A 24,013-nucleotide genomic window follows, 5' to 3' on the forward strand; every position below is an offset into this window, starting at 1 on the left:
ATTGCATGAGCACCGGTGCAACGAGACCAGATCAAGTTGCCGCCGAAGCGCACACGCCGGTACTGTCGGTCGCCGGCCTCACCACGTCCTTCATGCGCGAACGTGAATGGATCCCCGTCGTCCGCAACATCTCCTTCGACATCGCGCCGCGCGAGACCGTGGCCATCGTCGGTGAGTCCGGCTCGGGCAAGAGCGTCACCGCGCTCTCGATCATGCGGCTCGTGCCGAAAGAGAGTGGCCGGATCGAGGGCCGCGTTACGCTCGCCGGCCGCGATCTGCTGACGATGCCCGAAGCTGATATGAAGGACATCCGCGGCAACGACGTCGCCATGATCTTCCAGGAGCCGATGACGAGCCTCAATCCGGTGCTCACCATCGGCTTCCAGATCGCGGAAGCGCTGATCCAGCATCGCGGCCTGTCACGTGCGGCGGCGGAGGCCGAGACTGTTCGCTTGCTCGATCGCGTCCGCATTCCCGCGGCGAAATCGCGCTTCCATGAGCATCCCCATCGCTTCTCCGGCGGCATGCGCCAGCGCGTGATGATCGCGATGGCGCTGGCCTGCAAGCCGAAGCTTCTGATCGCGGATGAGCCGACCACGGCGCTCGACGTCACCATCCAGGCGCAGATCCTGGAGCTCTTGAAGGAGCTCCAGCAGGAGGAGGGGATGTCGATCCTGTTCATCACCCACGACATGGGCGTGGTCGCCGAGATCGCGGACCGTACCGTGGTGATGTATGGCGGGCAGGCCGTTGAGACCAACGCCACCTCGCGCATCTTCGCAGCACCCGCGCATCCCTACACGCGCGCGCTGCTCGCCGCTGTGCCGCGCCTCGGTTCGATGGACGGGCGCGCGCGGCCGATGCGCTTTCCGATCGTCGACAAGGTGACGGGCACCTCGGACGAGCCGGCCGAGACGCCCGATACGGTCTCGACGGCCGCGCGTCCGCTGCTCGAAGTCTCCGGCCTCACCACGCGCTTTCCGATCCGCTCGGGCCTGTTCGGCAAGGTTTCGGGCCGCGTCCACGCGGTGGAGAATGTCTCCTTCACCTTGCGCGCCGGCGAGACGCTGGCGCTGGTCGGCGAGTCCGGTTGCGGCAAGTCCACCACGGGCCGTTCCATCCTCAAACTGACGGAGCCGGACGCCGGCACCGTCCTGATCGACGGGCAGGACGTGCTCGCCATGAAGGGCCGCACCTTGCGCGACTTCCGCAAGCACATGCAGATCGTGTTCCAGGATCCGTTCGCGAGCCTCAATCCGCGCATGTCGGTGGGCACGGCGACCGCAGCGCCCTTGCTCGCCAACGGGCTCGCCACGGCGGCGCAGGCCCGCGACAAGGTCGCCGACCTGCTGGTGCGGGTCGGTCTCACCGCCGACATGGCTGCGCGCTTCCCGCACGAATTCTCCGGCGGCCAGCGCCAGCGCATCTGCATCGCGCGCGCGCTCGCGCTCGGGCCAAAGCTGATCGTCGCGGACGAGGCGGTCTCCGCGCTCGACGTCTCGGTCAAGGCGCAGGTCGTCAATCTGATGCTCGACCTTCAGGCCAGCATGGGCCTCGCGTACCTGTTCATTTCCCACGACATCGCGGTGGTCGAGCGCATGAGCCATCGCGTCGCGGTGATGTATCTCGGCGAGATCGTCGAGATCGGCCCGCGCGCGGATGTGTTCGGCAATCCCCAGCATCCCTACACCAAGAAGCTGATGGCCGCCGTGCCGGTGCCCGACCCATCGCGCCGCGGCACGAAGCGCGAGGCGTCGAACGACGAGATCAGAAGCCCGGTGCGCGCACCGGATTACCAGCCGCCGGTGCGGCAATATCGCGAGGTCTCACCGGGGCACGTCGTGCAGGTCTGGGGCGAGGAGCGGTCGGCCTGAGGAGTGTGGTTCACACGTCCTCCGGAAATTGTGACCGGATGGAGCGAGGGCGAACAGCGGTCTGTGAACCGCTTCATAGTCCATCCCTCTCGTTTTGAACTATCACTCTCGCAAGAAATTGCCGCACCCGGACCTGTTCGACAACACGGGTGAGTTGCAATACCTGCGCAGCCGCGTGCTCCGCAGCTGTGGATTGGCTCCTCGCCTTCGCGAGTAAGCCAGCCCCATCACTCAGCACAGAACTTTCAGATATTGGGATCAAGGGCATCGAGAAACGCGTCCCGGCAGATTCGATCTGGGGTCGGCCAGTAGGCTGCCAAGTACTCAGAAGGAATCCCCCATGAAGATAAGCAGCGCAATTTTCAGCTCATTTTCCCTCACGCGGTACGTCGGCAGCCTGGGGATTGCCCGTTCCAGTCTGATCAAGTCGGCACACACCCTTGAAAGGATTGGCCTGGCAGCCGTCGGAGCCTCTTGCGGCCTCTATGTGGGTGCGACCCTGTTGCGTCAGAAAGGCGGACTGTTTGAAAGCGGCTGGATCGTGCTGATCACAATGCTCTATGGAGCGCTCAGCTATTATGTCGGAATTGACTTGTCCGGCAACGTCGCAAAGCGGCCGAAATCGAGCATCTCGGAAGAATGGAACGGCTCGGAGTCGGCTGAAATCATGAGTGCGGCCGGAACGTTCGGCGCGGCGATCGCCGCAACTCTGTCCGTCAGCATTCTTGTCCTTGACCAAAGCCTATCAAACGGCCTGATAAGCTTTGTTGCGGGCTTCTGGGCGGTCGGTTCTTCGCTTCAGGTCGCGGCGGGCACGATGGCGCGCAACCAGGAAGCGCCGATGAACGAGCAATGAAGGAATTGCGCTCACGGAAATACCTCCCGCTGGGCATCCCATGCGAGCGCAAGCCGCAGTGCTGGTCGAAGTGAGTCGTGACGACATATCGCAACCCTGCCGTCCACGCTGCGCACCAGCGATGTTTGGTCGCGCAGCCGTTCGCATCGAGCCGTGTCCCGATCGAAGCGTCATCGGTACCGAGTAACCTAATTTTCGCAAAACAAGACAAGGCGTGCCATCATAGTGCCGTTGGCATATTGTCTCGGCGCGGCCGTGGTCCAAGAGTCTGCTAATCGCCAGCCATGAGATGGGTGAGCCATGCAGATTGCGGAGTGGCTCGAGAAGCTAGGGCTTGGGCAATACGCGGAGCGCTTTGCCCAGAATGGGATCGACGTAAGCGTCCTTCCCGAGCTGATGGATGAGGACTTTGACAAGCTCGGAGTCCTGCTCGGTCATCGCCGCAAGATGTTGCGTGCCATTGCCGACCTCGATCCGGCCACATTGATCGCATCGCCGGCTCCCCCTCATGACGCCGAGCGGCGCCACCTCACCGTCATGTTTTGCGATCTGGTCGGCTCGACCGCGCTCTCGGCACGTCTCGATCCCGAGGATATGTGGGAAGTGATCCGGGTCTACCGCGCCGCATGTGCGCGCGTCATTGCCGCCTATGACGGCAGCATAGCCAGGTTCGTCGGCGACGGAATACTCGTCTATTTCGGCTATCCGCGCGCTCACGAAGATGATGCGGAGCGCGCAGTACGCGCGGGCCTCGATATCATCTGCGCCATTCGCCAGCTCAAGACAGGCGCCGGCGAGCGGGTCGAGCTGCGGATCGCAGTTGCGACCGGGCTTGTGGTGGTCGGCGACCTCATCAGTGGAGATGCGTCAGAGGAGCACGCGACCATCGGCGATACGCCAAACCTCGCTGCCCGGCTTCAGAGCCTGGCCGAACCGGGAGTGGTCGTCGTCGCGTCATCGACGCGCCGGCTGCTGGGAGATCTCTTCACTTTTCGCAATCTCGGCCGGCGCGAAGTCAGGGGGATCGACGAACCCATCGCGGTGTGGGCGGTGGAAGGAGCGATCGCATCCGAGAGCCGCTTCGAGGCGGTCCGCGCCGCGCGCTCGATCGGCTTTGTCGGCCGCAAGGATGAGATCGAATTCATTCTCTCGCGCCAGCGCGAGGCATGGCAGGGTCAGGGCCAGATCGTCTTGATTTCCGGCGAAGCGGGCATCGGAAAGTCGCGCATCGTCGCAACGCTGTCCGAAAGTCCCTCGCTAGGGGCGCACCGTCGGGTGCGATATCAGTGTTCGCCCTACCACACCAACAGTGCGCTTCATCCCTTTGTCGCGCAGCTCGAGCGCGCCGCCGGAATCCGCTCGCACGACACGCCAGAACAAAAGCTCGACAAGCTCGAGGCAATGCTGGCGCTAGGAACCCAGCAGGTCGCCCGGGCAACACCGCTCATTGCGGCTCTGCTTTCGATTCCAACCGCTAACCATTGCCCGCCTCTTGGCTTGAGCCCGGCGCAGCAGCGGCGACAGACTTTTGCCGTCCTGCTCGATCAGCTCGAGGGGCTGGCGCGAGATCAGCCTCTGCTGATCGTCTGCGAGGATTTGCATTGGGCCGATGCTACCACGCTCGAGCTGTTCGATCTCGCGGTCGATCGGATCAGGGCATTGCCGATCCTCGTGCTCATGACATCCCGCCCGGAGTTCGAACCGTCCTGGTCGGGCCTTGCCAATGTCGGCCTGGTGCGGCTCGACCGGCTCGATCGGCAGGACACGCGCGCGCTGGTCGAGCAGGTGGTTGTCGGTCGCCAGCTGCCACGCGAGATGATGAAGCAGATCATCGACAAGACGGATGGCGTTCCGCTATTCGTCGAGGAGTTGACCAAGATGGTGCTGGAGTCCGGCCTGCTCGTCGAAGATGCCGGGCGCTATCGCCTGAATAGTCCGCTCCCGCCGCTTGCCATTCCCGCCACGCTGCAGGATTCGCTGATGGCGCGGCTCGACCGGCTCGCTCCGGTCAAGGAGGTGGCGCAGATCGGCGCTGCCATCGGCCGCGACTTCTCGTACGCGCTGCTGAAGTACGTGGCGGGACGCGATGATCTGACGCTGAGCGCTGCGCTGGGACAGCTTGAAGAGGCCGAACTGCTGCTTCGCCGTGGGGCTCCGCCCGAAGCAAGCTATAGTTTCAAGCACGCTCTTGTTCAGGAAGCGGCCTACGAGAGTCTGCTCAAGAGCAAACGGCAGCTGCTTCACACGAGAATTGGCGAGGTCCTGCGTGAGAAGTTTCCGGTCGTCGCCGAGACCGAGCCGGAAGTGCTGGCGCATCACTTCACGGAAGCGGGACTGAGCGAGGTCGCCCTCGAATGGTGGCGCAAGGCGGGCCAGCAGGCGCTGAAACGCTCTGCCTATTCCGAAGCGGTCGCGCATCTCGGCAAGGCCGTTGCGACCGTTGACGACCTGCCTGACGAGCCCTGCCTGATGATGAGCAGGCTGCATCTTCAAATCTCATATGGCCGTGCATTGAGGGGCAGCCTCGGGCACAGCGCCCCAGAAACGATCGCGGCCTGGACGCGTGCGCGCCAGTTCGCAGCCGGCATCGATGATCCCGTCGAACTTGCGCCCGTTCATTCGGGACTGTTCAATGCCTGCCTGACACACGGCGAACTCGCTCCGATGCGGGAGCTGGCGGATGCCATCAGGAGCGCCGCCGACCGGCGACCGGACTCGCCGGTGGCCGCCATCGTTGCCCATTGGACAGGCGGCGTCACCTGCTGGTTCGCGGGCGATTACGTGAACGCGAGAACGCATCTCGAGCAGGCGCTGGCCATCTACGATGCCGAGCCGGATCCCGCGACATTCCGGGCTTCGGCACTGGATCTGCCGTTCGTGATCATGAGATTCCTTGCCCTGGTGCTCTGGCCGCTCGGTATCACCGCTCGCGCGCGCAAGCTCGCCGCCGAAGCGGTGGTTGCTTCCGGAGAAAAACGGGCGCTTTCCCGGGCCAATGCGCTGGTTCATCGCGCCGTGTTCGACGGCGTATGCGGGGGCATGTTGCAGCAAACGGAGACGATCCTGGCGCTCGGCCTCGCCCGCGACCACACGATGCCGCTGTATGTGGCCGCGGGCACCTACCTGAATGGCCTCGCCAAGTGGCGTGCCGGCGACCGCATGGCTGGTCTTGCGGACATGCGTCACGGCTGGACCTTGCTGCACGAGAACGATTGCTACCTTTGCGAGCCGTTTTGGGGGATGCATGTCGCCGCCGCGAATGCAGAGCTGGGCGAGGTCGAAACCGGGCTGGAAATCCTGAACGAGCTGATCGCCCGGACCGCACAGTCCGGCCAGCATTGGCTTGATGCCGAGCTGTATCGCGTCCGCGGAAAGCTTTTGTCGCGCCACGATTGTTCAGACGAATTCAGTGCCGAAGACGACCTCAAGCGAGCGCTGGACATCGCGCGACACCAGCAGACCAAGACGTTCGAGCTGCGCAGCGCGCTTGGACTTGCCCGCCTGCACAAGACAAATGGCCGGGCAGGTGCGGTATCCGAAGTGCTCGCGCCCGTGCTCGCTGATTTCGAGGCGGAGCGTACTCTTCCTGAATTGGTGGAAGCGAGAGAGCTGCTCACGCAAGAGCACTAGGCGCGTGCCGTTTCGCCCAGCCGGGTTAGGATCAACCAGAGCCGTCTCGATATGTCCCTCGGGCGGCGTATTCCGCGTAGCACGCCTCGCCGGGAGTTCGCGATCGATCGTGTTCGCGACAGATGTTTCCGCTCAGAAATATTCGACGCGTTCTAAGATAGATTCTAGCAAGCCATTCCGCCCGCGTTCTTCCCACTGCGAAGCCATCAGTTTACCGCTGTTGCGGAAGTGGAATGGGGCGTGCTGGTGGGAATTTCGGGCGGTGGAGCGAAGGCTCCGTTTGTTGCTTTGCTAGGGGTGGCGTTGGCGGGGTATGCGACCGCGGGTGTCGCGCAAACACCGGCGACGAGAGAGGGATCCGCGGCGACGCTGCCTCCCGTTACGGTCGATGCACCGAAGCCGCGTGCGCCATCACGCGGCCAGGCGACCCGGACGTCGCGCGGTGCGCGCGCCGCCCGACCAAGGGTTGCACCGGGCCAGGGTACCGAAGCGGCACGCGTCGAGACGGCGGCAAGCCGGGGCACGTTCCGGCAGGGGAATGGCCCGATCGAGGGATATGTCGCGCATCGAACATTGGCCGGTACCAAGACCAACACGCCGATCCTCGAAGTGCCGCAGTCGGTCTCGGTGATCGGCAGCGATCAGATCCGCGACCAGGGTGCCCGGTCCGTGGTGCAGGCCGTGGGCTACACGCCGGGTATTGTCACGAACAGCCCGAACGACACGCGCTTTGAATCGCTCCGCATCCGCGGCTTTCAGCCGGTGCTCTATCTCGACGGCATGCAGCTCCCCTACGGCGCCAGCCAGTTCGGCCAGCCGAAGCTCGATCTTGCTTTGCTCGAACGGGTGGAAGTGTTGAAAGGACCGTCATCGTCACTTTACGGACAGGTCGCGCCGGGCGGGATGGTCAACCTCGTCAGCCGTCTGCCGACGGCGACGCCGGTCAACTCGGTCGAGGTTCTCGGCGATAGCTGGGGCAGGGCCCAGACCAATTTCGACGTCGGCGGCGTCAGTCAGAAGGGCGATTTGTACTGGCGCATCGCCGGCACGCTGCATGGCGGCGGCACGCAGGTCGATTTCGTCAACGATTTCCGCGGCGCCATCGCGCCGTCCTTCACTTGGAGGCCCGATCTCGACACGACCTTCACGTTCCTGAGTGGCTACCAGCGCGACATCACCGGCCTGGCGCTGCAGTTCTATCCGGCCGTCGGCACGCTGCTGCCGAGCCCTAACGGACGCATTCCGATGACGAAGTTCCTCGGCGAGCCCGGCTTCGATCATTTCGACCGCCAGCAGGCATGGGTCGGCTACCAGTTCGAGCATTCTTTCAACGAGATCTGGACGGTGCGGCAGAACGTCCGTTACTTCAACCTCCAGACCAACACCTATGCGGTCGCTGGCGGCGGCGCGGCAGGCTTGAACCCCTATCCCAATTCCGCCACGGGCGATTTCGCCACCCTCGCGCGCGCTGCTTTCAAGTTTCCTGAAAACGCCGACGCGTTCACCATGGACAATCAGGCAGAGGCCCGCTTTTCGACCGGCGCGCTTGCCCATACGGTGCTGACGGGGCTCGACTACCGTCACATCACCAGCGAGCTGAATATGGGCATCGGCGCGGCACCGTCGATCAATCTCAACAACACGGTCTATGGTGCGTCGATCGCGATGCCGGCGACCGGCACCAACACGGGCCAGCGCCAGGACCAGACCGGACTATATGCGCAGGACCAGATTGCGCTCGGCGGATGGCGGCTGACGCTGAGCGGCCGCAGTGACTGGGTCTCCACCGACACGTTGAATTTCATTGCAAAGACGAAGCAGGGCCAGGACGACCAGGCATTCACAGGGCGCGCCGGGCTGAACTACGTGTTCGACTCCGGTGTGGCGCCGTACATTGCCTACGCCACCTCGTTCCAGCCGACCCTGGGGACGACCGCCAGCGGTGCGGCATTGGTCCCGACCACGGCCAAGCAAGCCGAGATCGGTGTCAAGTATCAGCCGGTCGGGACCAACCTGCTCCTGACCGCAGCGCTGTTCGACATGACGCAGGAGAATGTCGTCACGCCGGATCTGAACGTGTCGGGCAAGAGCGTGCAGACCGGCGAGGCGCGGTCCCGGGGTGGCGAATTCGAGGCGACGGCCAGCCTGACCGAGGGACTGAAGCTGAAGGCATCCTATGCCTACACCGACACACTGACGACCAGGACCAACACGCCGAGCCAGCTCAACAAGCACCTCACGATCCAGCCGATGAACCAGGCGGCGCTGTGGGTGGACTACACGTTCCAGCAAGGCCAGCTCAACGGCTTCGGCTTCGGCGGCGGCGTGCGCTATATCGGCGATTCCTATGGCGATCTCGCCAACACGATCTCGATCCCGAGCTACACGCTGTTCGACGCTGCGATCCACTACGACCTGTCGAATCTCGATCGCAGGCTGCGCGGCGTGCAGCTTGCGCTCAATGCCACCAACCTGTTCGACAAATACTACGTCGCCTCGTGCACGACGCTGAGCTCCTGCTTCATCGGAGCCGGGCGCACCGTGATTGGCAGCGTCCGCTATAGCTGGTGACGAAGGAGAGCCGTTTCGTCATGACGCCCCGTTCGATCCGCATCTGGAAGGAAACGCACAAGTGGACGAGCCTCGTCTGCACGCTGTTCCTGTTCATGCTGTGCCTGACGGGGCTGCCGCTGATCTTCCACGACGAGATCGACGCGGCGCTGGGGGCGACTGTCGAAGCGGACGCGGTGGCCGCGGGCACGCCGATGCTCAGCTTCGACCGCGTCCTCGAGATTGCCCGGGCGGCACAGCCGAACGAGGTGATCACGATCGTGGGCGCGGACGATGAGGACCCGATCTGGCACGTCTACATGGCATCGACGATCACTTCGCCGAAGACGGATGTTATCGTCAGCGTCGATGCTCACACCGGGCGCGTGCTCCATGTCGGCGCGACCGTCCGCGGAGCCGTCACCAAGTTTCTGCTCGATCTTCACACCGACCTGTTTCTGGAACAGCCGGGCATGCTGTTCCTGGGTGCGATGGGGCTGCTGTTTCTGACGGCGACGGTTTCCGGCGTCGTCGTCTACGGTCCGTTCATGCGCCGCCTGGATTTCGGCACCATGAGGTCGCGACGCAGGTTGTATTGGCTCGATGTGCATAATCTGTTCGGCATCGTCATTTTGGCCTGGACGCTCGTCGTCGGCGTGACCGGCGTCATCAACACACTGTCCCAGCAGATTGCGCAGCATTGGCAGCGAACCGAGCTCGTGGCGATGCTCGGCCCGTGGCGAAACGCGCCGGTGCCGCCGAAGCTTGCGTCCGCGCAGGCCGCGATCGATACCGCGCTCGCGAACGCTCCAGGCATGAAGGTGCAGTCCGTCGCAATGCCGGGATCGCCATTTGCCGGCGGTCATCATTACGGCGTCTATCTGCGCGGCAACGAGCCGCTCACCTCACGCCTGCTCAAGCCGGTGTTGATCAATGCCGATGACGGCTCCTTTGGCGAAACGCGGGATATGCCGCTTTACGTCAAGGCGCTGTTCGTGTCGCGTCCGCTGCATTTCGGCGACTATGGCGGCATGCCGCTGAAGATCATCTGGGCTCTGCTCGATCTCGTCACCCTCGTGGTGCTCGGCAGCGGCCTCTATCTCTGGGCGGCGCGGCTGCGCAAGGTGCCGGCGCGACAGGCTGCGGCGGCCGCGCGGCAATTGGCAGTGGGTGCGGAGGCGTCGCGATGACGGGCACGAGGCGCCCTTTGGTCCGGATATTCCTGGCGCCCGTCGTGATCGCCTGCGTCGTCGCTTTTGGCCTGATCTCGGCGCTGCTTGGCGACGGGATCTGGGATCAGGCGTCCTGGCTTGCGCTCGCCGTGCCGCTTGCGATCATCGTCTTCTACATGGGCAAGCGCGCCGCTGGCCGCGGGGCGTGACAGGACGGTGGGAGGACCTGCTCACGAATTGACGTGCACGAAGTCCCGCAGCAGCGGATAGATCTCGTTGTTCCAGCGCTTGCCGGAGAATACGCCGTAATGGCCGACTCCGGCCTGCATGTGGTGGACGCGGCGATAGGCGCGCACGCCGGTGCAGAGGTCTTGCGCGGCCAGCGTCTGGCCGATCGAGCAGATGTCGTCCTTCTCGCCCTCGACCGTCATCAGACCCATGCGGCTGACGGCTTTCGTGTTCACTGGCCGTCCCCGATGCATCAGCTTGCCCTGCGGCAACAGGTGCTCCTGGAACACGTCGCGCACGGTCTCGATGTAGAACTCCGCGGGCAGGTCCATCACGGCAAAATACTCATCGTAGAAGGTCTTGATGCTCGCGGCCTTCTCCTTCTCGCCCTTGGCGATGTGGTTGGCGAGATCCATGTGCTGCTTGATGTGGCGCTCGAGATTCATCGAGACGAAGGCGGTGAGCTGCACGAAGCCGGGATAGACCTTGCGCAGCGCGCCGCGGCACTGCACCGGCACGTAATTGATCAGGTTCTGCTCGAACCAGTCGATCGGCCGGCTCTTGGCGAACTCGTTGACCCGGGTCGGCTGGATCCGCGTGTCGATCGGGCCCGCCATCAGCGTCAGCGTCGCCGGGCGCGAGGGATGGTTGTCCTCGCACATGATCGCGGCGGCCGCGAGCGCGGACACCGACGGCTGGCAGATCGCCACCATGTGCGGGCGCGGGCCGAGCTGTCCGAGGAAGTCGATGAGATGCTCGGTGTAGTCGTCGAGGCCGAAGCGCCCCTCCTTGCGCGGAATGTCGCGCGGGTTGTGCCAATCGGTGATGTAGACGTCGTGGTCCTGCAGCAGCGTCTTCACCGTGCCGCGCAGGAGCGTGGCGAAATGGCCGGACATCGGCGCCACCAGCAGCATGCGCGGCTGCTCGGGCGCGCCATCCTTCTTGAAATGCAGCAGCGACCCGAACGGCGTCGCATAGGCGATCTCCTCGGTGATGCCGATCTCGCGGTTGCCAACCATGACGCTGTCGATGCCGTAGGCCGGGCGGTCATAGGTGAGGGTGGCGCGCGAGATCAGCTCCAGCGCGGCCGACAGCCGGCCGACCACCTGATCCGACAGGCCCTGCGGTACCAAATGGAGGAATTTGAGTGCGGACGAGGCCCCCGCCCGCCACGGCGCCGTCAGGTCCATATGGTTCTGAAAGGCCTGATAATACATCGACATCATACTGAAAGTCCGGTTGCCCCGTGTTGCTATGCAATATCGACGCCAAGCCGGACGTGGCCGCCCGCAGAATTGGCACGTCGCTTGCTGCTCTTTTCGCGGGAAGCACAGGCAATGCGCACGCCCGCGCGGCTGCGCGATGCCGACGATCAGGCGTGAGGGAAGGGTTCTATGGCGAAGGCGACACTGACCATCAGCAGCAAGAACTATTCGTCCTGGTCGCTGCGTGGCTGGCTGCTGGCAAAATTTTCCGGCCTCGATTTCGAGGAGATCGTCACCGCGCCCGACGATCCCTCGGCGCGCGCGGAGATCCTGCTACTGTCGTCCTCGATCCTGGTGCCATGCCTGCGCCACGACGGCGCGACCGTCTGGGACACGCTGGCGATCGCCGAATACCTCAACGATGTGATGCCGTCAGCCGGCCTGCTGCCTGATGATCGCGTCCAGCGCGCGCATTGCCGCTCGATCTGCGGCGAAATCCATTCCGGCTTCACCACGCTGCGCGCCTCGCTGCCGGTCAATTTGAAAGGGCACTTCCCCGGCTTCAAGATCTGGTCGCGCGCGCAGGCCGACATCGACCGCGTCTGGTTCATCTGGCGCGACTGCCTGGAGAAATCCGGCGGGCCGTTCCTGTTCGGCGAGCGGCGCACCATGGCGGATGCGATGTACGCCCCCGTGGTGACGCGCTTCGTCACCTATGACGTCAAGCTCGAGCCGCGGCTGAAGGCCTATGCCGATACCATCATGGCCATGCCCGAGATGAAGGAATGGATCGCGGCGGCGCGGGAAGAGCCGGCCGAGATCGAGGAGCTCGAGGTCGAATATTAGGCAGGCCGGGCGGCGCCCTGCCTGTTTTGGGAGCGAGGTTTTAGGCGTCGCCCTCCAGCTGCCATGTCGTTGAAGCCGTTAACGTTTAGCGCTCGCCATTGGCTCGGCCGTGCCCACGTGCTGCGCAGATATTGTGTACCCGTTCGGGCTACTTGCGACATCTAGCCGTGAACAGCTGCGTACGGAGTGTTCCCGCTGATTCGGACGTGATTCGTTCGGGCCGCGTTCCGATGGTTAAGACGGAGCGCGGCCCCGTCGCGTTTTGAGACAGGCGCGGCCCGTCAGGCCACGCCGCTGTGCTTCACGCGTGGCAGGCGCCAGCCGATCACGGTGGCTTCCACCGCGATGCCGGCCTCGTGGTTCTGCCAGCGTCCCTCGACGTAGCGGCAGGCGAAAGGCAGTTGATACGTTCCGCTGTGGTCCTCGCACAAGACTTCGACCGGCAGGCCGGGTGGCGGTTCTCCGGCGCCGTCGAACTCCGCCAGACGTCTATCGCGCGTTGCCATTCGAAAAATCTCCCCTAAACAAAGCCGCGAAAGAGCGCCCACTTCTCCCGCGCGCGGATCATCGTTCCCCGTCAGAGGGAACAGCGCAAGCTCAACGCGAGAATGCGGTACGAGTGTGGTAGCCTCCGGCGGCTGCGCGCAAACAGCGCACATTGACGTGATCGATTAGATAGGAACCTTTCATGTTGCTTCGAAATGCCGGCGTTTGTTTCGCGATGTTGCTGCTCGCCGCGCTGGTTAACGCGCCGGCCTGCGCGCAGGACGTGCCCGGCATCGAGATCTGCACGGTCGAGAAGACCATGGAGCGGCGCACCAGCTGCCTGCAGAGCAATGTCGACTTTCTTCAGAAGACGATCACCAAGCTCAACCTCGATCATCAGCAGAAGCTCGATGCGGCAAATCGCCAGATCGACGCGTTGAAGACGAGCCTCGCCGGCTTGCAGAAGACGCTCGGCGATCTCCAGTCTGCGCAGACCAAGATCGCTGAGGACGTGAAGAAGAAGCAGGACGCGCCGCCGCCGAAGGATGCGGCGAAATAGCAGCAGTGATCACGCCACGCGATAGCGTTCCATCACCGCGCGATCGGGCTCGTACCCAAGTCCAGGGCCAGTCGGCACCGCGACATGACCGGTGGCATCGGCGTCGGCGCGGCCGCCCCAGAGGCAGGCTTCGCGCTTGAGATAGAACATCTCGACGAGCCCATCGTCGCGGGTCGCCAGCAGATGCAGCGTCGCCAGCAGGCCGGGACCAAAGTAGGGAGAGTGCGGGACGATCTTGACGCCGAACTGATCCGCGGCTGCGACGACCTTCAGGAATTCCGTGATGCCGCCGACCTTCGTCACCGACGGCTGCGCGTGGCTCACCGCGCCCGCGTCCATCATCTGGCGGAATTGATATTCGGTGCAGGCGTTCTCGCCGGCGGCGACGCCGAGCCCGCCCTGGCTGCGGACGTCGGCGAGCGTTGCGAAGTCTTCCGGCGGCCAGACCGGTTCCTCCAGGAACATCGGCTGCGCGTCCGCGCATGCCCTCGCGAACGCGATCGCCTGCTCGCCTGAGAGCGGACAGTTCATGTCGACCATCAGCGGAATCTTGGGGCCGATCGCCGCGCGCGCGGCAAACACCGCAGGCGTCGTGGTCTCGTGCAGCTTGATGGCGCCATAGCCGAGCGCGAGTGCCTTCCTGCATTCGCCGGCGATGTTCTCGGGCGAGCCGATCCGCAGCAGGCTCGCATAGGCGGGGATGGACGAACGCCTGGTCTCGCCGAGCAGCCGGTGCAGCGGCACGCCCTTGATCTTCGCAGCGAGGTCCCACAACGCGATGTCGAGCCCTGAGATCGCGAACATGGTGATGCCGTAGCGGCCGAACAGATGCAGATTGCGCTGGATCTGCTCCATCGCCGCCGGAATGCCGGCGGCATCGGGCACGTTCAGCCCGCGGGCTTGCGGTGCGATCATCTCCTCGACGGCGCTGCGTGTGGTGCGCGGACAGACATAGGCGAAGGCATCGCCCCAGCCGGTCAACCCGGAATCGGTCGTGACCTCGACCAGCACCATGTCGAGCGCGGAGATGGCGGACGCGCCCTGGCGAAAGCTCGCGACGCCGGCGTCATAGGGGATGCGGATATGGTGCGCCCGCACATCGGTGATTTCCATGACGCGGTTCCCCTTTCTGGTGAGCGGTTTCAAGGAGTGTAGCCGCGAACACGCGGGCGTTGCCAGTGGCTATTCCCGGACTATCCTCATGCGGGGACAGCAATGCCGATCAAGCGCGATGGGAGGCATTGGCGCATGATCGCCACGCTTCGAATGAGAGCCGTAACCCATGAACCCAGCCCAGCGCGCACTCTGGTACATCGAGAGCCATCTCGCCGAGCCGATGACGCTCGACGAGATCGCCGCGATCTCGGGCGTGTCGCGGTTCCACATCGTGCGCGCGTTTGCCGCAGCCACCGGCTTGCCGGTGATGCGTTACGTGCGCGCACGCCGGCTGAGTGAGGCGGCGCGCAGTCTTGCGAACGGCGCACCGGACATTCTCAGCCTCGCGCTGGAGGCGGATTACGGCTCGCACGAAGCATTCACCCGCGCGTTCCGCGACCAGTTCGGCGTCACGCCCGAAGCCGTCCGGGCCGCGACATGTGTCAGCCACCTCAAGCTACAGGAGCCGATCCTCATGGACTCCACCATGCTCGATAATCTCGCCCCGCCGCGTTTCGAAACCGCAAAGGCCTTCCTCGTTGCCGGTCCCGCCGAGCGCATCGCTTGCGACAACGGCGCCATGATCCCCGGTCTGTGGCAGCGCTTCCACCAGGAGGTCGCCGACATCCCCGCGCGGCTTGGCGATGTTGCTTACGGCGTCTGCAGCAACGGCGACGATGCCGGCAATTTCGACTATATCGCCGGCGTCGAGGTCGCCGATTTCTCCGACCTGCCGCGGCGCTTCGGTCGCATCCGCATCCCCGAGCAGCGCTATGCGGTGTTCACGCACACCGACCACGTCGCCTCGATCAGGCGCACGGTCAACACGATCTGGAATCAGTGGCTGCCGGCCTCTGGCTTCAAGGCGGCGGATGCGCCGAACTTCGAGCGCTATGACGAAAAATTCGACCCCGCAACCGGCAATGGCGGCTTCGAGATCTGGCTGCCAGTAAGAGAGTAACGCGCAACGCTGGCATACCATTCGGCTTGCTTGGCAAGGTGGACCTACTTTGCCATAACCTCAGGCAAACCTTGCATGAGGGGCCGTGGCCGGACATCCCGTGCAAGCCATAACAAGCAAGCCGGGAGGGTAGCCCATGTCTGACGTCCGCGTTCTCGCCACCGACCTCGAATTTCCCGAAGGGCCGGTCGTGATGCCGGACGGCTCGGTGGTGCTGGTGGAAATCCGCGGCCAGCGCCTGACCCGCGTCTACCCCGACGGCCGCAAGGAGATCGTCGCCAAGGTGCCGGGCGGCCCGAACGGCGCCGCGCTCGGTCCCGACGGCAAGATCTACATCTGCAACAATGGCGGCTTCTCCTGGATCCCGACCCGCAACATGATCATGCCGGGCCCGCAGCCCGACGATTATCTCGGCGGCTCGATCCAGCGCGTCGACCTGCAATCCGGCAAGGTCGAGACCGTCGTCACCAAATGCGGCGAGCACGATCTGCGCGGGCCGAACGACCTCGTCTTCGACAAGCAGGGCGGCCTGTGGTTCTCCGATCTCGGCAAGCGCCGTGCGCGCGAGATGGATGTCGGCGGCATGTATTACCTCAAGCCCGGCATGAAGGAGATTGTCGAGGTCGTGCACGGCGTGCTGCCGGCCAACGGCATCGGGCTGTCGCCGGACGAGAACACCGTCTACATCGCGGAGACGCCGACCGGCCGGCTCTGGGCCTATGAGCTGTCCGCGCCCGGCACGCTCAAGCCGCGGGACGTGATCTATCGCGGCGAGCGGGGCAAGCCGATCTGCGGCCTCGGCGGCTATCAGATGTTCGACTCGCTCGCGGTCGAGGCCAACGGCAACGTCTGCGTCGCCACCCTCGTCTCCGGCTGCATCTCGGTGATCGCACCCGATGGCACCCTGGTCGAGCAGGTCCCGACCGGCGATCGCGTCACCACCAACATCGCCTTCGGCGGCCCCGAGTTGAAGACCGCCTACATCACGCTGTCGGGCAAGGGCGAGCTGGTCGCCATGGACTGGCCGCGCGGCGGTTTGCCGTTGAACTTTTTGAATAAGTGACGATGACGTAGTACGCCATCGTCATCCCGGGGCGGCTCGGAGAGCCGAACCCGGGATCTCGAGATCCGGGTCTGGTCCTTCGGACCATCCCGGAATGACAATCATGAGGACCAATAAAATGCCCTGGCCTGATCCCATCACCCTGCGCGGACAGCACGCTCGTCTGGAGCCGCTGTCGAAAGAGCACCGCGAGGGGCTGATGGAGGCCGTGAAGGACGGCGAGCTCTACACGATCTGGTACACCGCGATCCCGACGCCGGAGAACGTCGCCAAGGAGATCGACCGCCGCCTCGGCCTTCAGGCCGCGGGCTCGATGCTGCCCTTCACCGTGTTCGACGCCGCCGGCAAGATTGTCGGCCAGACCACCTACATGAACATCGATGCCGCCAACCGCCGCGTCGAGATCGGCTCGACCTGGTATGGCAAGAGCGCGCAGCGCGGCCCGCTCAACACGCAGTGCAAGCTGCTGCTGCTCACCCATGCCTTCGAGACGCTGAATTGCATCGCGGTCGAGTTCCGCACCCATTTCTTCAACCACCAGAGCCGCCGCGCCATCGAGCGCCTGGGCGCCAAGCAGGACGGCATCCTGCGCAGCCATCAGGTTGCGCCGAACGGCACGCTGCGCGACACCGTGGTCTACAGCATCACCGCCGCCGAATGGCCGACGGTGAAAACGCATCTGAACTATCAACTCAACGAAAAGCCGCGTTAGGGGCGGCCGAGGCACCATGGATAGATTTGACTATGTGATCATCGGCGCGGGCTCGGCCGGTTGCATCCTGGCCAGCCGGCTCAGCGAAGATCCCAACACCAGCATTTGCGTGCTCGAGGCAGGCCCTTCCGACTGGCATCCGTACATTCACTTGCCGGCGGGGTTCATCAAGACCTTCCACATGAAGAGCATCAACTGGGCCTACCAGCAGGAGCCCGGTCCTTACACCGGCGGGCGCAGCATCTATGCGCCGCGCGGCAAGACGCTCGGTGGCTCCTCCTCGATCAACGGCCACATCTACAATCGCGGCCAGCGCATGGACTTCGACACCTGGGCGCAGATGGGCAATCGCGGCTGGGGCTATGCCGATGTGCTGCCCTACTTCCGGCGATTGGAGAAGCGCGTGGGTGAGGGCGAGGACACCTATCGCGGCCGCGACGGCAACCTCATCGTCACCACGATGGACTGGCGCGATCCGCTCTGCGAGGCCTTCATGGAAGGCGCGGTGTCGCTCGGCATTCCCCGCAACCCCGATTACAACGGCAAGACCCAGGAAGGCGTCTCGTACTGCCAGCGCACCATCAACAACGGCCTGCGCGTCTCCGGCGCGACCGCGTTCCTCAAGCCCGCGATGAAGCGGCCCAACGTGCATGTGCACACGCATGCGCATGCCACCGAGATCATCTTCGAGGGCAAGCGCGCCGTCGGCGTCCGCTACACCAAGGGCGGCCGCGGCGGCACGCCGGTCGAAGTGCGCGCCAACAAGGAAGTGATCCTCTCCGGCGGCACCTATAATTCGCCGCAGCTGCTCCAGCTCTCCGGCGTCGGCTCGCCGGACCTGTTGCAGGCCCACGGCATCGCCGTTCGCCATGCTCTGCCGGTCGGCGAGGGCCTGCAGGACCACTATGCACCGCGCACGGTGGCGCGCGTCAAGGACATCAAGACCATCAACGAGCTTCGCCGCGGCTTCTCGCTGTGGATCGAGGCGCTGAAATGGGCGACCGCGCGGCGCGGCCTGCTGTCGCTGTCGCCGACCATGGTCTATTGCTTCTGGCATTCCGGCGAGAGCGCGGAGAGCTCCGACTTGCAACTCACCTTCACGCCGGCGTCCTACAAGGAGGGCGTGCAGGGCCAGCTCGAGGACGAGCCCGGCATGACGGTCGCCTCCTGGCAGCAGCGCCCGGAGAGCCGCGGCTATGTCCGCATTCGCTCCAACGATCCGTTCGCGCCGCCGATCATCCAGACCAACTATCTCGACGCCGAGCTCGACCGCCGCGTCATCGTCGGCGGCATGAAGCTCGCGCGGCGGCTTTTGAAGTCGGCACCGCTCTCGCCCTATTACGCCTACGAGGATTTCCCCGGCCCCAACGTCAACACCGACGACGAATTTTTGCACGCCGCCACCGAGCGTGGCACCACCACCTTCCACCCCGGCTGCACCTGCCGCATGGGTCCGGCCGACAGCACGTGGGCGGTCGTCGACGACCAGCTCCGCGTCCACGGCCTCGAAGGCCTCCGCGTCATCGACGCCTCCATCATGCCGCGCATGATCTCGGCTAACCTCAACGCCTCCACCATGATGATCGCCGACCGCGCCTCGGACCTGATCCGCGGCAAGGCGCCGATGGAAGCCGCACGCATCCCGGACGCAGCGGTGGCGTGACATCTTCGTAGGATGGGTAGAGCGAAGCGAAACCGATCATCGTGCGGCGCTCGCGGAAAGCACGATGGGTTTCGCTGCGCTCTACCCATCCTACGAGGCTGAGTTTGCCCGTCGGGCAAAACACCAGGCAATCTGTCAATCCCTCTCCGCAAAAATATTCCCACTTTACCGAAATTCGGAATTACGGCATAAGTCGAGGCAGCCCGGCCCGAGGGAGAGGGCGGTTCGCGAGTCGTTCGAAACGCGGGCCGGGTTGCGGTGGACGCGGCAGCGTCGTGTACGAGATGCGCGGGCAGGGCGGATTGCTCTCCGTGAGCCCGAGGCTTCGTGCGGACGAGCGGCGCTGCAAGCGTACGGCAAAACCGTGTGGTCCTGGCCGTCGTTGCTACGGTCAAGCTCTTACGGATGCGGCGGTCGCGTCAACCGGCGCGGTGCCGGCGACTTTCGCAAGAGTGAGGGAGGCCAGAAGGAATTCGGCTCCCGGGAGAGCGCGGCATAAGCCGTCCGACCACTGCGCAGGGGAGGCTGAGTGTTGGGCTTCACCTGTATGCTGTTGTGCGGTCTCTTTTGCGCTACATGCGCACAGCAGACCGCGGGTGCCGCTGGCACCCGGCCTTCCCTGCGCCCTCTTTCTATTGGGCGATGGAATGAAGCAAAGCTCGGGCGAGATGAGCCGCGAGGCTGCAAAGCTGTGCCTGCAATTCAAAATGCGAGTCGGAGAGCGATGCCGATGCCCCTTGCTCCGTCATTGCGAGCGCAGCGAAGCAATCCAGAATCTCTCTGCGGCAAGACTCTGGATTGCTTCGCTGCGCTCGCAATGACGAGGTGGAGAGAGTGTGCGCCAATCCATCACCGTCACCCTGAGGTGGCCGCTTCTTCAGCGGCCCTCGAAGGGCGGCGGCCCGGCTGCATCTCGGCCGTTCATCCTTCGAGGCTCCCGATGGGGCGCTTCGCGCCCCATCACTCGCTCCTCAGGATGACGGGACTGGCAGCGCCCTCACACTTCCCTTCGGCTCAGAAACGCCAGTCGCTCGAACAAATGCACGTCCTGCTCGTTCTTGAGCAGCGCGCCGTGCAGCGGCGGGATCAGCTTGCGCGGGTCGCGTTCGCGAAGCTGCTCGACGCTCATGTCCTCGTTGAGCAGCAGCTTGAGCCAGTCCAGAAGCTCGGACGTGGAGGGCTTCTTCTTCAGGCCGGGCACCTCGCGCACCTCGAAGAAGATGCGCAGGGCTTCCTCGACCAGGCGCTTCTTGATGCCGGGGAAGTGGACGTCGACGATGCGGGCCATCGTGTCGGCGTCGGGGAACTTGATGTAGTGGAAGAAGCAGCGGCGCAGGAAGGCGTCGGGCAGCTCCTTCTCGTTGTTGGAGGTGATCATCATGATCGGGCGCTGCTTGGCCTTGATCGTCTCGCCGGTCTCGTAGACATGGAATTCCATGCGGTCGAGCTCGAGCAGCAAGTCGTTCGGGAATTCGATGTCGGCCTTGTCGATCTCGTCGATCAAGAGCACCGGGCGCTGCTCGGCGGTGAACGCCTCCCACAGCTTGCCGCGCTTGATGTAGTTCTTGATGTCGGAGACGCGGGCATCGCCGAGCTGGCTGTCGCGCAGGCGCGACACCGCGTCGTATTCGTAGAGGCCCTGCTGCGCCTTGGTGGTGGACTTGATGTGCCAGGTGAGCAGCGGCGCGTTCAGCGCCTTCGCCACTTCCTCCGCCAGCACCGTCTTGCCGGTGCCGGGCTCGCCCTTGATGAGGAGCGGGCGCTCCAGCACGATCGAGGCATTGACGGCGACCTTGAGATCGTCGGTCGCAACATAGTCCTTGGTGCCAGTAAACTTCATTGCGCGTCCTTGTTGGTCGTCGGCCGGGACATTGCCAATTTCCTGGTCCCGGTCGCGACATGGGAACGGCCGCGCATGGCGGCCGTTCCTGGTTCGGTCAGGCTTTCAGACCCGTCTTATCAGCGAAAGGATCACCAGCACAATCACCGCGCCGATGGTGGCGTCCACGATGGCGCCGATCGTACCGGTGGCGAGCGCGATATGCAGCTGGGGCAGGACCCAGCTCGCAACTAGCGCGCCGATGATGCCGACCACGATGTTGCCGATGAGGCCAAATCCCGCCCCGTGGACAATCTTGCCGGCGAGCCAGCCGGCGATCGCGCCAATGATGAGCGCTGCGAGAATTCCCATTGCAAACGTCCCCAAAACAACCCCTTGAGGACCCCAATTCTAGAGCAAAAAGCCTATCGGTCCAGCGCGCAGCGGAGGTCTCCGCCCCTTGACGTCAGCCACCCGACGGGCAATCTGTCACCCATGTTCCTGCAATTCTTCACTTCTCTGCGCGATGCGCAGGTCCCCGTGACGCTGCGCGAATACCTCACGCTGATGGAGGCGCTCGACGCTGACCTCGCGGACTACACGGTCGAGAACTTCTACTATTTGTCGCGCGCCTCCCTGGTGAAGGACGAGCGCAACCTCGACAAGTTCGACCGCGTCTTCGGCACGGTGTTCAAGGGGCTGGAAAGCCTGCTCGACGCCATGGAGAAGGCGGAGATCCCCGAGGAGTGGCTGAAGAAGCTCGCCGAAAAATACCTCACCGAGGAAGAGAAGAAGCAGATCGAGGCCATGGGCTGGGACAAGCTCATGGAGACCTTGAAGAAGCGCCTCGAGGAGCAGAAGGGGCGCCACCAGGGCGGCTCGAAGTGGATCGGCACCGCCGGCACCTCGCCGTTCGGTGCCCACGGCTACAATCCCGAAGGCGTGCGCATCGGCCAGGAGAAGAACCGCAACAACCGCGCCGTCAAGGTGTGGGACAAGCGCGAGTTCAAGGACCTCGACGGCAATGTCGAGCTCGGCATCCGCAACATCAAGGTGGCGCTACGGCGCCTGCGCAAGTTCGCGCGCACCGGCGCGCCCGACGAGCTCGATCTCGACACCACCATTCGCGAGACCGCCAATCATGGCTATCTCGACGTGCACATGCGCCCCGAGCGGCGAAATGCGGTGAAGCTGCTGGTGTTCTTCGACATCGGCGGTTCGATGGACGCGCATATCGAGCAGGTCGAGGAGCTGTTCTCGGCGGCGAAGAGCGAGTTCAAGCACATGGAGTATTTCTACTTCCACAACTGCCTCTATGAAGGCGTGTGGAAGCAGAACAAGCGCCGCTTCACCGACCGTACGCCGACCTGGGACGTGCTGCACAAATATCCGCACGACTACAAGGTCGTGTTCGTCGGCGACGCCTCGATGTCGCCTTACGAGATCATGGTGCCGGGCGGCTCGGTCGAGCACGTCAACGAGGAGCCGGGCTCGGTCTGGCTCGACCGCATCATCCGCACCTATCCGCATACGGTGTGGCTGAACCCGGTGCAGCAGAAGCACTGGGACTATTCGGAATCGACCACCATCATCAAGCGCATCTTCGCCAACCGCATGTACCCGATCACGATCGAGGGGCTGGAGAATGCGATGAAGGAATTGACGCACTGATTGCTGTCATTCCGGGGCGCGAGTAGCGCGAACCCGGAATCCATCGAGCGGCAGAGTTGGTGGAGAAATGGATTCCGGGCTCGCGACTTCGTCGCGCCCCGGAATGACGAACGAGAAGGGAGAACCACATGCCCCAAAACATCACCCGCGGCATCAAGGCGCTGATCGACGAGGCCAATTCCGAGATCGAGACGCTGAACGCCAGGGACGCCATCGAGATCTCCAAGAACGGCGACGTCGTCATCGTCGACATCCGCGATCCCCGCGAGATCGAGCGCGACGGCCGCATCCCCGGTGCGTTCGCCTGCACCCGCGGCATGCTCGAATTCTGGATCGATCCGCAGAGCCCGTATGCCAAGCCGATCTTCCAGGAGGACAAGAAGTTCGTCTTCCATTGCGCCGGGGGTCTGCGCTCCGCGCTCGCGGCCAAGACCGCGCAGGACATGGGCCTCAAGCCCGTCGCCCACATCGCCGGCGGCTACGCCGCCTGGCGCGATGCCGGCGGCCCGACGGAAGCGTGGGAGCCGAAGAAGAAGGGGTGAGGGCTTCACTCTCTCATCCGTCATTCCGGGGCGCGCGAAGCGCGAGCCCGGAATCCATGCATCCACCAACTCAGCCGCACGATGGATTCCGGGCTCGCCCTCCGGGCGCCCCGGAATGACCACAAGGAAGCACCGATGGCCACCGATCCCCTCGTCTCCACCGAATGGCTCGCCGCCCACATGGGCGACGCCAACGTCAGGATTCTCGACGCCAGCTTCAAGCTGCCGGGCGTGCTGCCGCTGCCGAAGGACGACTATCTCGCCGCGCATCTGCCGGGCGCTGTGTTCTTCGACGTCGATGCTGTCTCTGATCATTCCAACCCGCTGCCGCACATGTATCCGAGTGCCGAGCAGTTCGGCCGCGACGTCGGCAATCTCGGCATCTCCAACGCTGACACCGTCGTGCTCTACGATGCCGGCGGCTGGGTCGCAGCGCCCCGCGCCTGGTGGATGTTCCTGGCGTTCGGCCACAACAACGTGCGCATCCTCAATGGCGGATTGAAGAAGTGGCGCGCTGAAGGGCGTCCGGTCGAGAGCGGCGAGGTGACGCCGAAGCCGGCGAAGTTCAAGGCGAGCTACGATCCGAAGCGCGTGCGCAGCATGCAGCAGCTGGTCGCCAACGTCGAACGCCGCGCCGAGCAGGTGATCGACGCGCGCGCCGCCGATCGCTTCGAGGGCCGCGCGCCCGAGCCGCGGGCGGGCATCCGCTCCGGCCACATCCCCGGCGCCCGCAACGTGCCTTACAATCAGCTGTTCGACGCCGCGACCGGCACGATGAAGCCGCTCGAGGATCTCCGCGCCGCCTTCGCCAGCGCGGGCGTCAAGCTCGATGCGCCGATCGTGACGAGCTGCGGCTCCGGCGTCTCCGCCGGCGTGCTGACGCTCGCGCTCTATCGGCTCGGCGTCACAGACACCGCGCTCTATGACGGCTCGTGGTCGGAATGGGGCCAGGAAAACGGCCCGCCGATCGCGACCGGGCCGGCGTGAGATAAGTATTGGAGGCGTTGCTGCTTCCACGGCG

At 64.3% G+C, this 24,013-nt stretch carries 20 protein-coding genes; 15 read left to right on the forward strand and 5 right to left on the reverse strand.

Annotation, left to right across the window (positions count from 1 at the left end; translation table 11 throughout):
• Positions 1 to 5: 5 nt before the first annotated feature.
• From BRAGE_RS0101815 to BRAGE_RS0101840, 6 genes are all read left to right on the forward strand, one after another.
• On the forward strand, positions 6 to 1,874 hold the full coding sequence (locus BRAGE_RS0101815) for an ABC transporter ATP-binding protein (RefSeq protein WP_027560742.1): 1,869 nt from the start codon (positions 6 to 8) through the stop codon (positions 1,872 to 1,874).
• A gap of 340 nt (positions 1,875 to 2,214) precedes the next feature.
• Positions 2,215 to 2,730: a hypothetical protein gene (locus tag BRAGE_RS0101820; RefSeq protein WP_027560741.1), complete on the forward strand. Its 516-nt coding sequence runs from the start codon at positions 2,215 to 2,217 to the stop codon at positions 2,728 to 2,730.
• A 300-nt stretch (positions 2,731 to 3,030) separates the two neighbouring features.
• Entirely contained in the window at positions 3,031 to 6,360 is a 3,330-nt protein-coding gene (locus BRAGE_RS0101825) for an adenylate/guanylate cyclase domain-containing protein (protein ID WP_027560740.1), read from the forward strand.
• A 303-nt stretch (positions 6,361 to 6,663) separates the two neighbouring features.
• Positions 6,664 to 8,931, forward strand: a complete 2,268-nt coding sequence (locus tag BRAGE_RS47610; protein ID WP_159073937.1) for a TonB-dependent siderophore receptor — start codon at positions 6,664 to 6,666, stop codon at positions 8,929 to 8,931.
• A gap of 20 nt (positions 8,932 to 8,951) precedes the next feature.
• Entirely contained in the window at positions 8,952 to 10,100 is a 1,149-nt protein-coding gene (locus tag BRAGE_RS0101835; protein WP_027560739.1) for a PepSY-associated TM helix domain-containing protein, read from the forward strand.
• On the forward strand, positions 10,097 to 10,291 hold the full coding sequence (locus tag BRAGE_RS0101840; protein WP_027560738.1) for a hypothetical protein: 195 nt from the start codon (positions 10,097 to 10,099) through the stop codon (positions 10,289 to 10,291). Before BRAGE_RS0101835 ends, BRAGE_RS0101840 begins: the two co-directional genes overlap by 4 nt.
• A 21-nt stretch (positions 10,292 to 10,312) precedes the next feature.
• Here the strand turns inward: BRAGE_RS0101840 and BRAGE_RS0101845 are convergent, their stop codons facing one another.
• Complete coding sequence (locus BRAGE_RS0101845; RefSeq protein WP_027560737.1) at positions 10,313 to 11,536, reverse strand: polyhydroxyalkanoate depolymerase; 1,224 nt, start codon at positions 11,534 to 11,536, stop codon at positions 10,313 to 10,315.
• Positions 11,537 to 11,704: 168 nt separating this feature from the next.
• Between BRAGE_RS0101845 and BRAGE_RS0101850 the strand changes: the two genes are divergently transcribed.
• Positions 11,705 to 12,361 carry a glutathione S-transferase family protein gene (locus BRAGE_RS0101850; RefSeq protein WP_027560736.1) on the forward strand — a complete coding sequence of 219 codons (657 nt, stop codon included), beginning with the start codon at positions 11,705 to 11,707 and terminating at the stop codon, positions 12,359 to 12,361.
• A gap of 281 nt (positions 12,362 to 12,642) precedes the next feature.
• Here BRAGE_RS0101850 and BRAGE_RS0101855 read toward each other — a convergent pair whose 3' ends face one another.
• The gene (locus BRAGE_RS0101855; RefSeq protein WP_011089440.1) at positions 12,643 to 12,867 is read right to left on the reverse strand and encodes a hypothetical protein; all 225 of its coding nucleotides are present in this window, start codon (positions 12,865 to 12,867) and stop codon (positions 12,643 to 12,645) included.
• Between the two features lie 182 nt (positions 12,868 to 13,049).
• Between BRAGE_RS0101855 and BRAGE_RS0101860 the strand changes: the two genes are divergently transcribed.
• A complete protein-coding gene (locus BRAGE_RS0101860) occupies positions 13,050 to 13,406 on the forward strand; it encodes a hypothetical protein (RefSeq protein WP_027560735.1) in 357 nt (118 codons plus the stop codon).
• A 9-nt stretch (positions 13,407 to 13,415) separates the two neighbouring features.
• On the opposite strand, the gene BRAGE_RS0101865 is transcribed toward BRAGE_RS0101860, so the two are convergent.
• Positions 13,416 to 14,519, reverse strand: coding sequence for a mandelate racemase/muconate lactonizing enzyme family protein (locus tag BRAGE_RS0101865; protein ID WP_027560734.1), 1,104 nt, complete (start codon positions 14,517 to 14,519; stop codon positions 13,416 to 13,418).
• A 169-nt stretch (positions 14,520 to 14,688) separates the two neighbouring features.
• On the opposite strand from BRAGE_RS0101865, the gene BRAGE_RS0101870 reads away from it, so the two are divergent.
• From BRAGE_RS0101870 to BRAGE_RS0101885, 4 genes are all read left to right on the forward strand, one after another.
• The gene (locus tag BRAGE_RS0101870; protein WP_027560733.1) at positions 14,689 to 15,522 is read left to right on the forward strand and encodes an AraC family transcriptional regulator; all 834 of its coding nucleotides are present in this window, start codon (positions 14,689 to 14,691) and stop codon (positions 15,520 to 15,522) included.
• A gap of 136 nt (positions 15,523 to 15,658) precedes the next feature.
• Entirely contained in the window at positions 15,659 to 16,585 is a 927-nt protein-coding gene (locus tag BRAGE_RS0101875; RefSeq protein WP_027560732.1) for an SMP-30/gluconolactonase/LRE family protein, read from the forward strand.
• Between the two features lie 118 nt (positions 16,586 to 16,703).
• Positions 16,704 to 17,297, forward strand: a complete 594-nt coding sequence (locus BRAGE_RS0101880; protein ID WP_027560731.1) for a GNAT family N-acetyltransferase — start codon at positions 16,704 to 16,706, stop codon at positions 17,295 to 17,297.
• A gap of 16 nt (positions 17,298 to 17,313) precedes the next feature.
• Positions 17,314 to 18,960 carry a GMC family oxidoreductase gene (locus BRAGE_RS0101885; protein ID WP_027560730.1) on the forward strand — a complete coding sequence of 549 codons (1,647 nt, stop codon included), beginning with the start codon at positions 17,314 to 17,316 and terminating at the stop codon, positions 18,958 to 18,960.
• A gap of 997 nt (positions 18,961 to 19,957) precedes the next feature.
• Here BRAGE_RS0101885 and BRAGE_RS0101890 read toward each other — a convergent pair.
• On the reverse strand, positions 19,958 to 20,800 hold the full coding sequence (locus BRAGE_RS0101890) for an AAA family ATPase (RefSeq protein WP_027560729.1): 843 nt from the start codon (positions 20,798 to 20,800) through the stop codon (positions 19,958 to 19,960).
• Positions 20,801 to 20,905: 105 nt separating this feature from the next.
• Positions 20,906 to 21,151, reverse strand: coding sequence for a GlsB/YeaQ/YmgE family stress response membrane protein (locus BRAGE_RS0101895; RefSeq protein WP_027560728.1), 246 nt, complete (start codon positions 21,149 to 21,151; stop codon positions 20,906 to 20,908).
• A gap of 123 nt (positions 21,152 to 21,274) precedes the next feature.
• Between BRAGE_RS0101895 and BRAGE_RS0101900 the strand changes: the two genes are divergently transcribed.
• The 3 genes from BRAGE_RS0101900 to sseA all read left to right on the forward strand — a co-directional run bounded on the left by BRAGE_RS0101900 (position 21,275) and on the right by sseA (position 23,979).
• Positions 21,275 to 22,450, forward strand: a complete 1,176-nt coding sequence (locus tag BRAGE_RS0101900; RefSeq protein WP_027560727.1) for a vWA domain-containing protein — start codon at positions 21,275 to 21,277, stop codon at positions 22,448 to 22,450.
• Positions 22,451 to 22,578: 128 nt separating this feature from the next.
• Positions 22,579 to 22,992 carry a rhodanese-like domain-containing protein gene (locus BRAGE_RS0101905; RefSeq protein ID WP_027560726.1) on the forward strand — a complete coding sequence of 138 codons (414 nt, stop codon included), beginning with the start codon at positions 22,579 to 22,581 and terminating at the stop codon, positions 22,990 to 22,992.
• A 135-nt stretch (positions 22,993 to 23,127) separates the two neighbouring features.
• Positions 23,128 to 23,979 (forward strand): 3-mercaptopyruvate sulfurtransferase, encoded by an 852-nt coding sequence (gene sseA, locus BRAGE_RS0101910; protein ID WP_027560725.1) that lies wholly within the window; start codon positions 23,128 to 23,130, stop codon positions 23,977 to 23,979.
• Positions 23,980 to 24,013 lie beyond the last annotated feature (34 nt).

Source organism: Bradyrhizobium genosp. SA-4 str. CB756, from assembly GCF_000473125.1.
In the GTDB taxonomy this organism is placed as follows: Bacteria; Pseudomonadota; Alphaproteobacteria; order Rhizobiales; family Xanthobacteraceae; genus Bradyrhizobium; species Bradyrhizobium arachidis.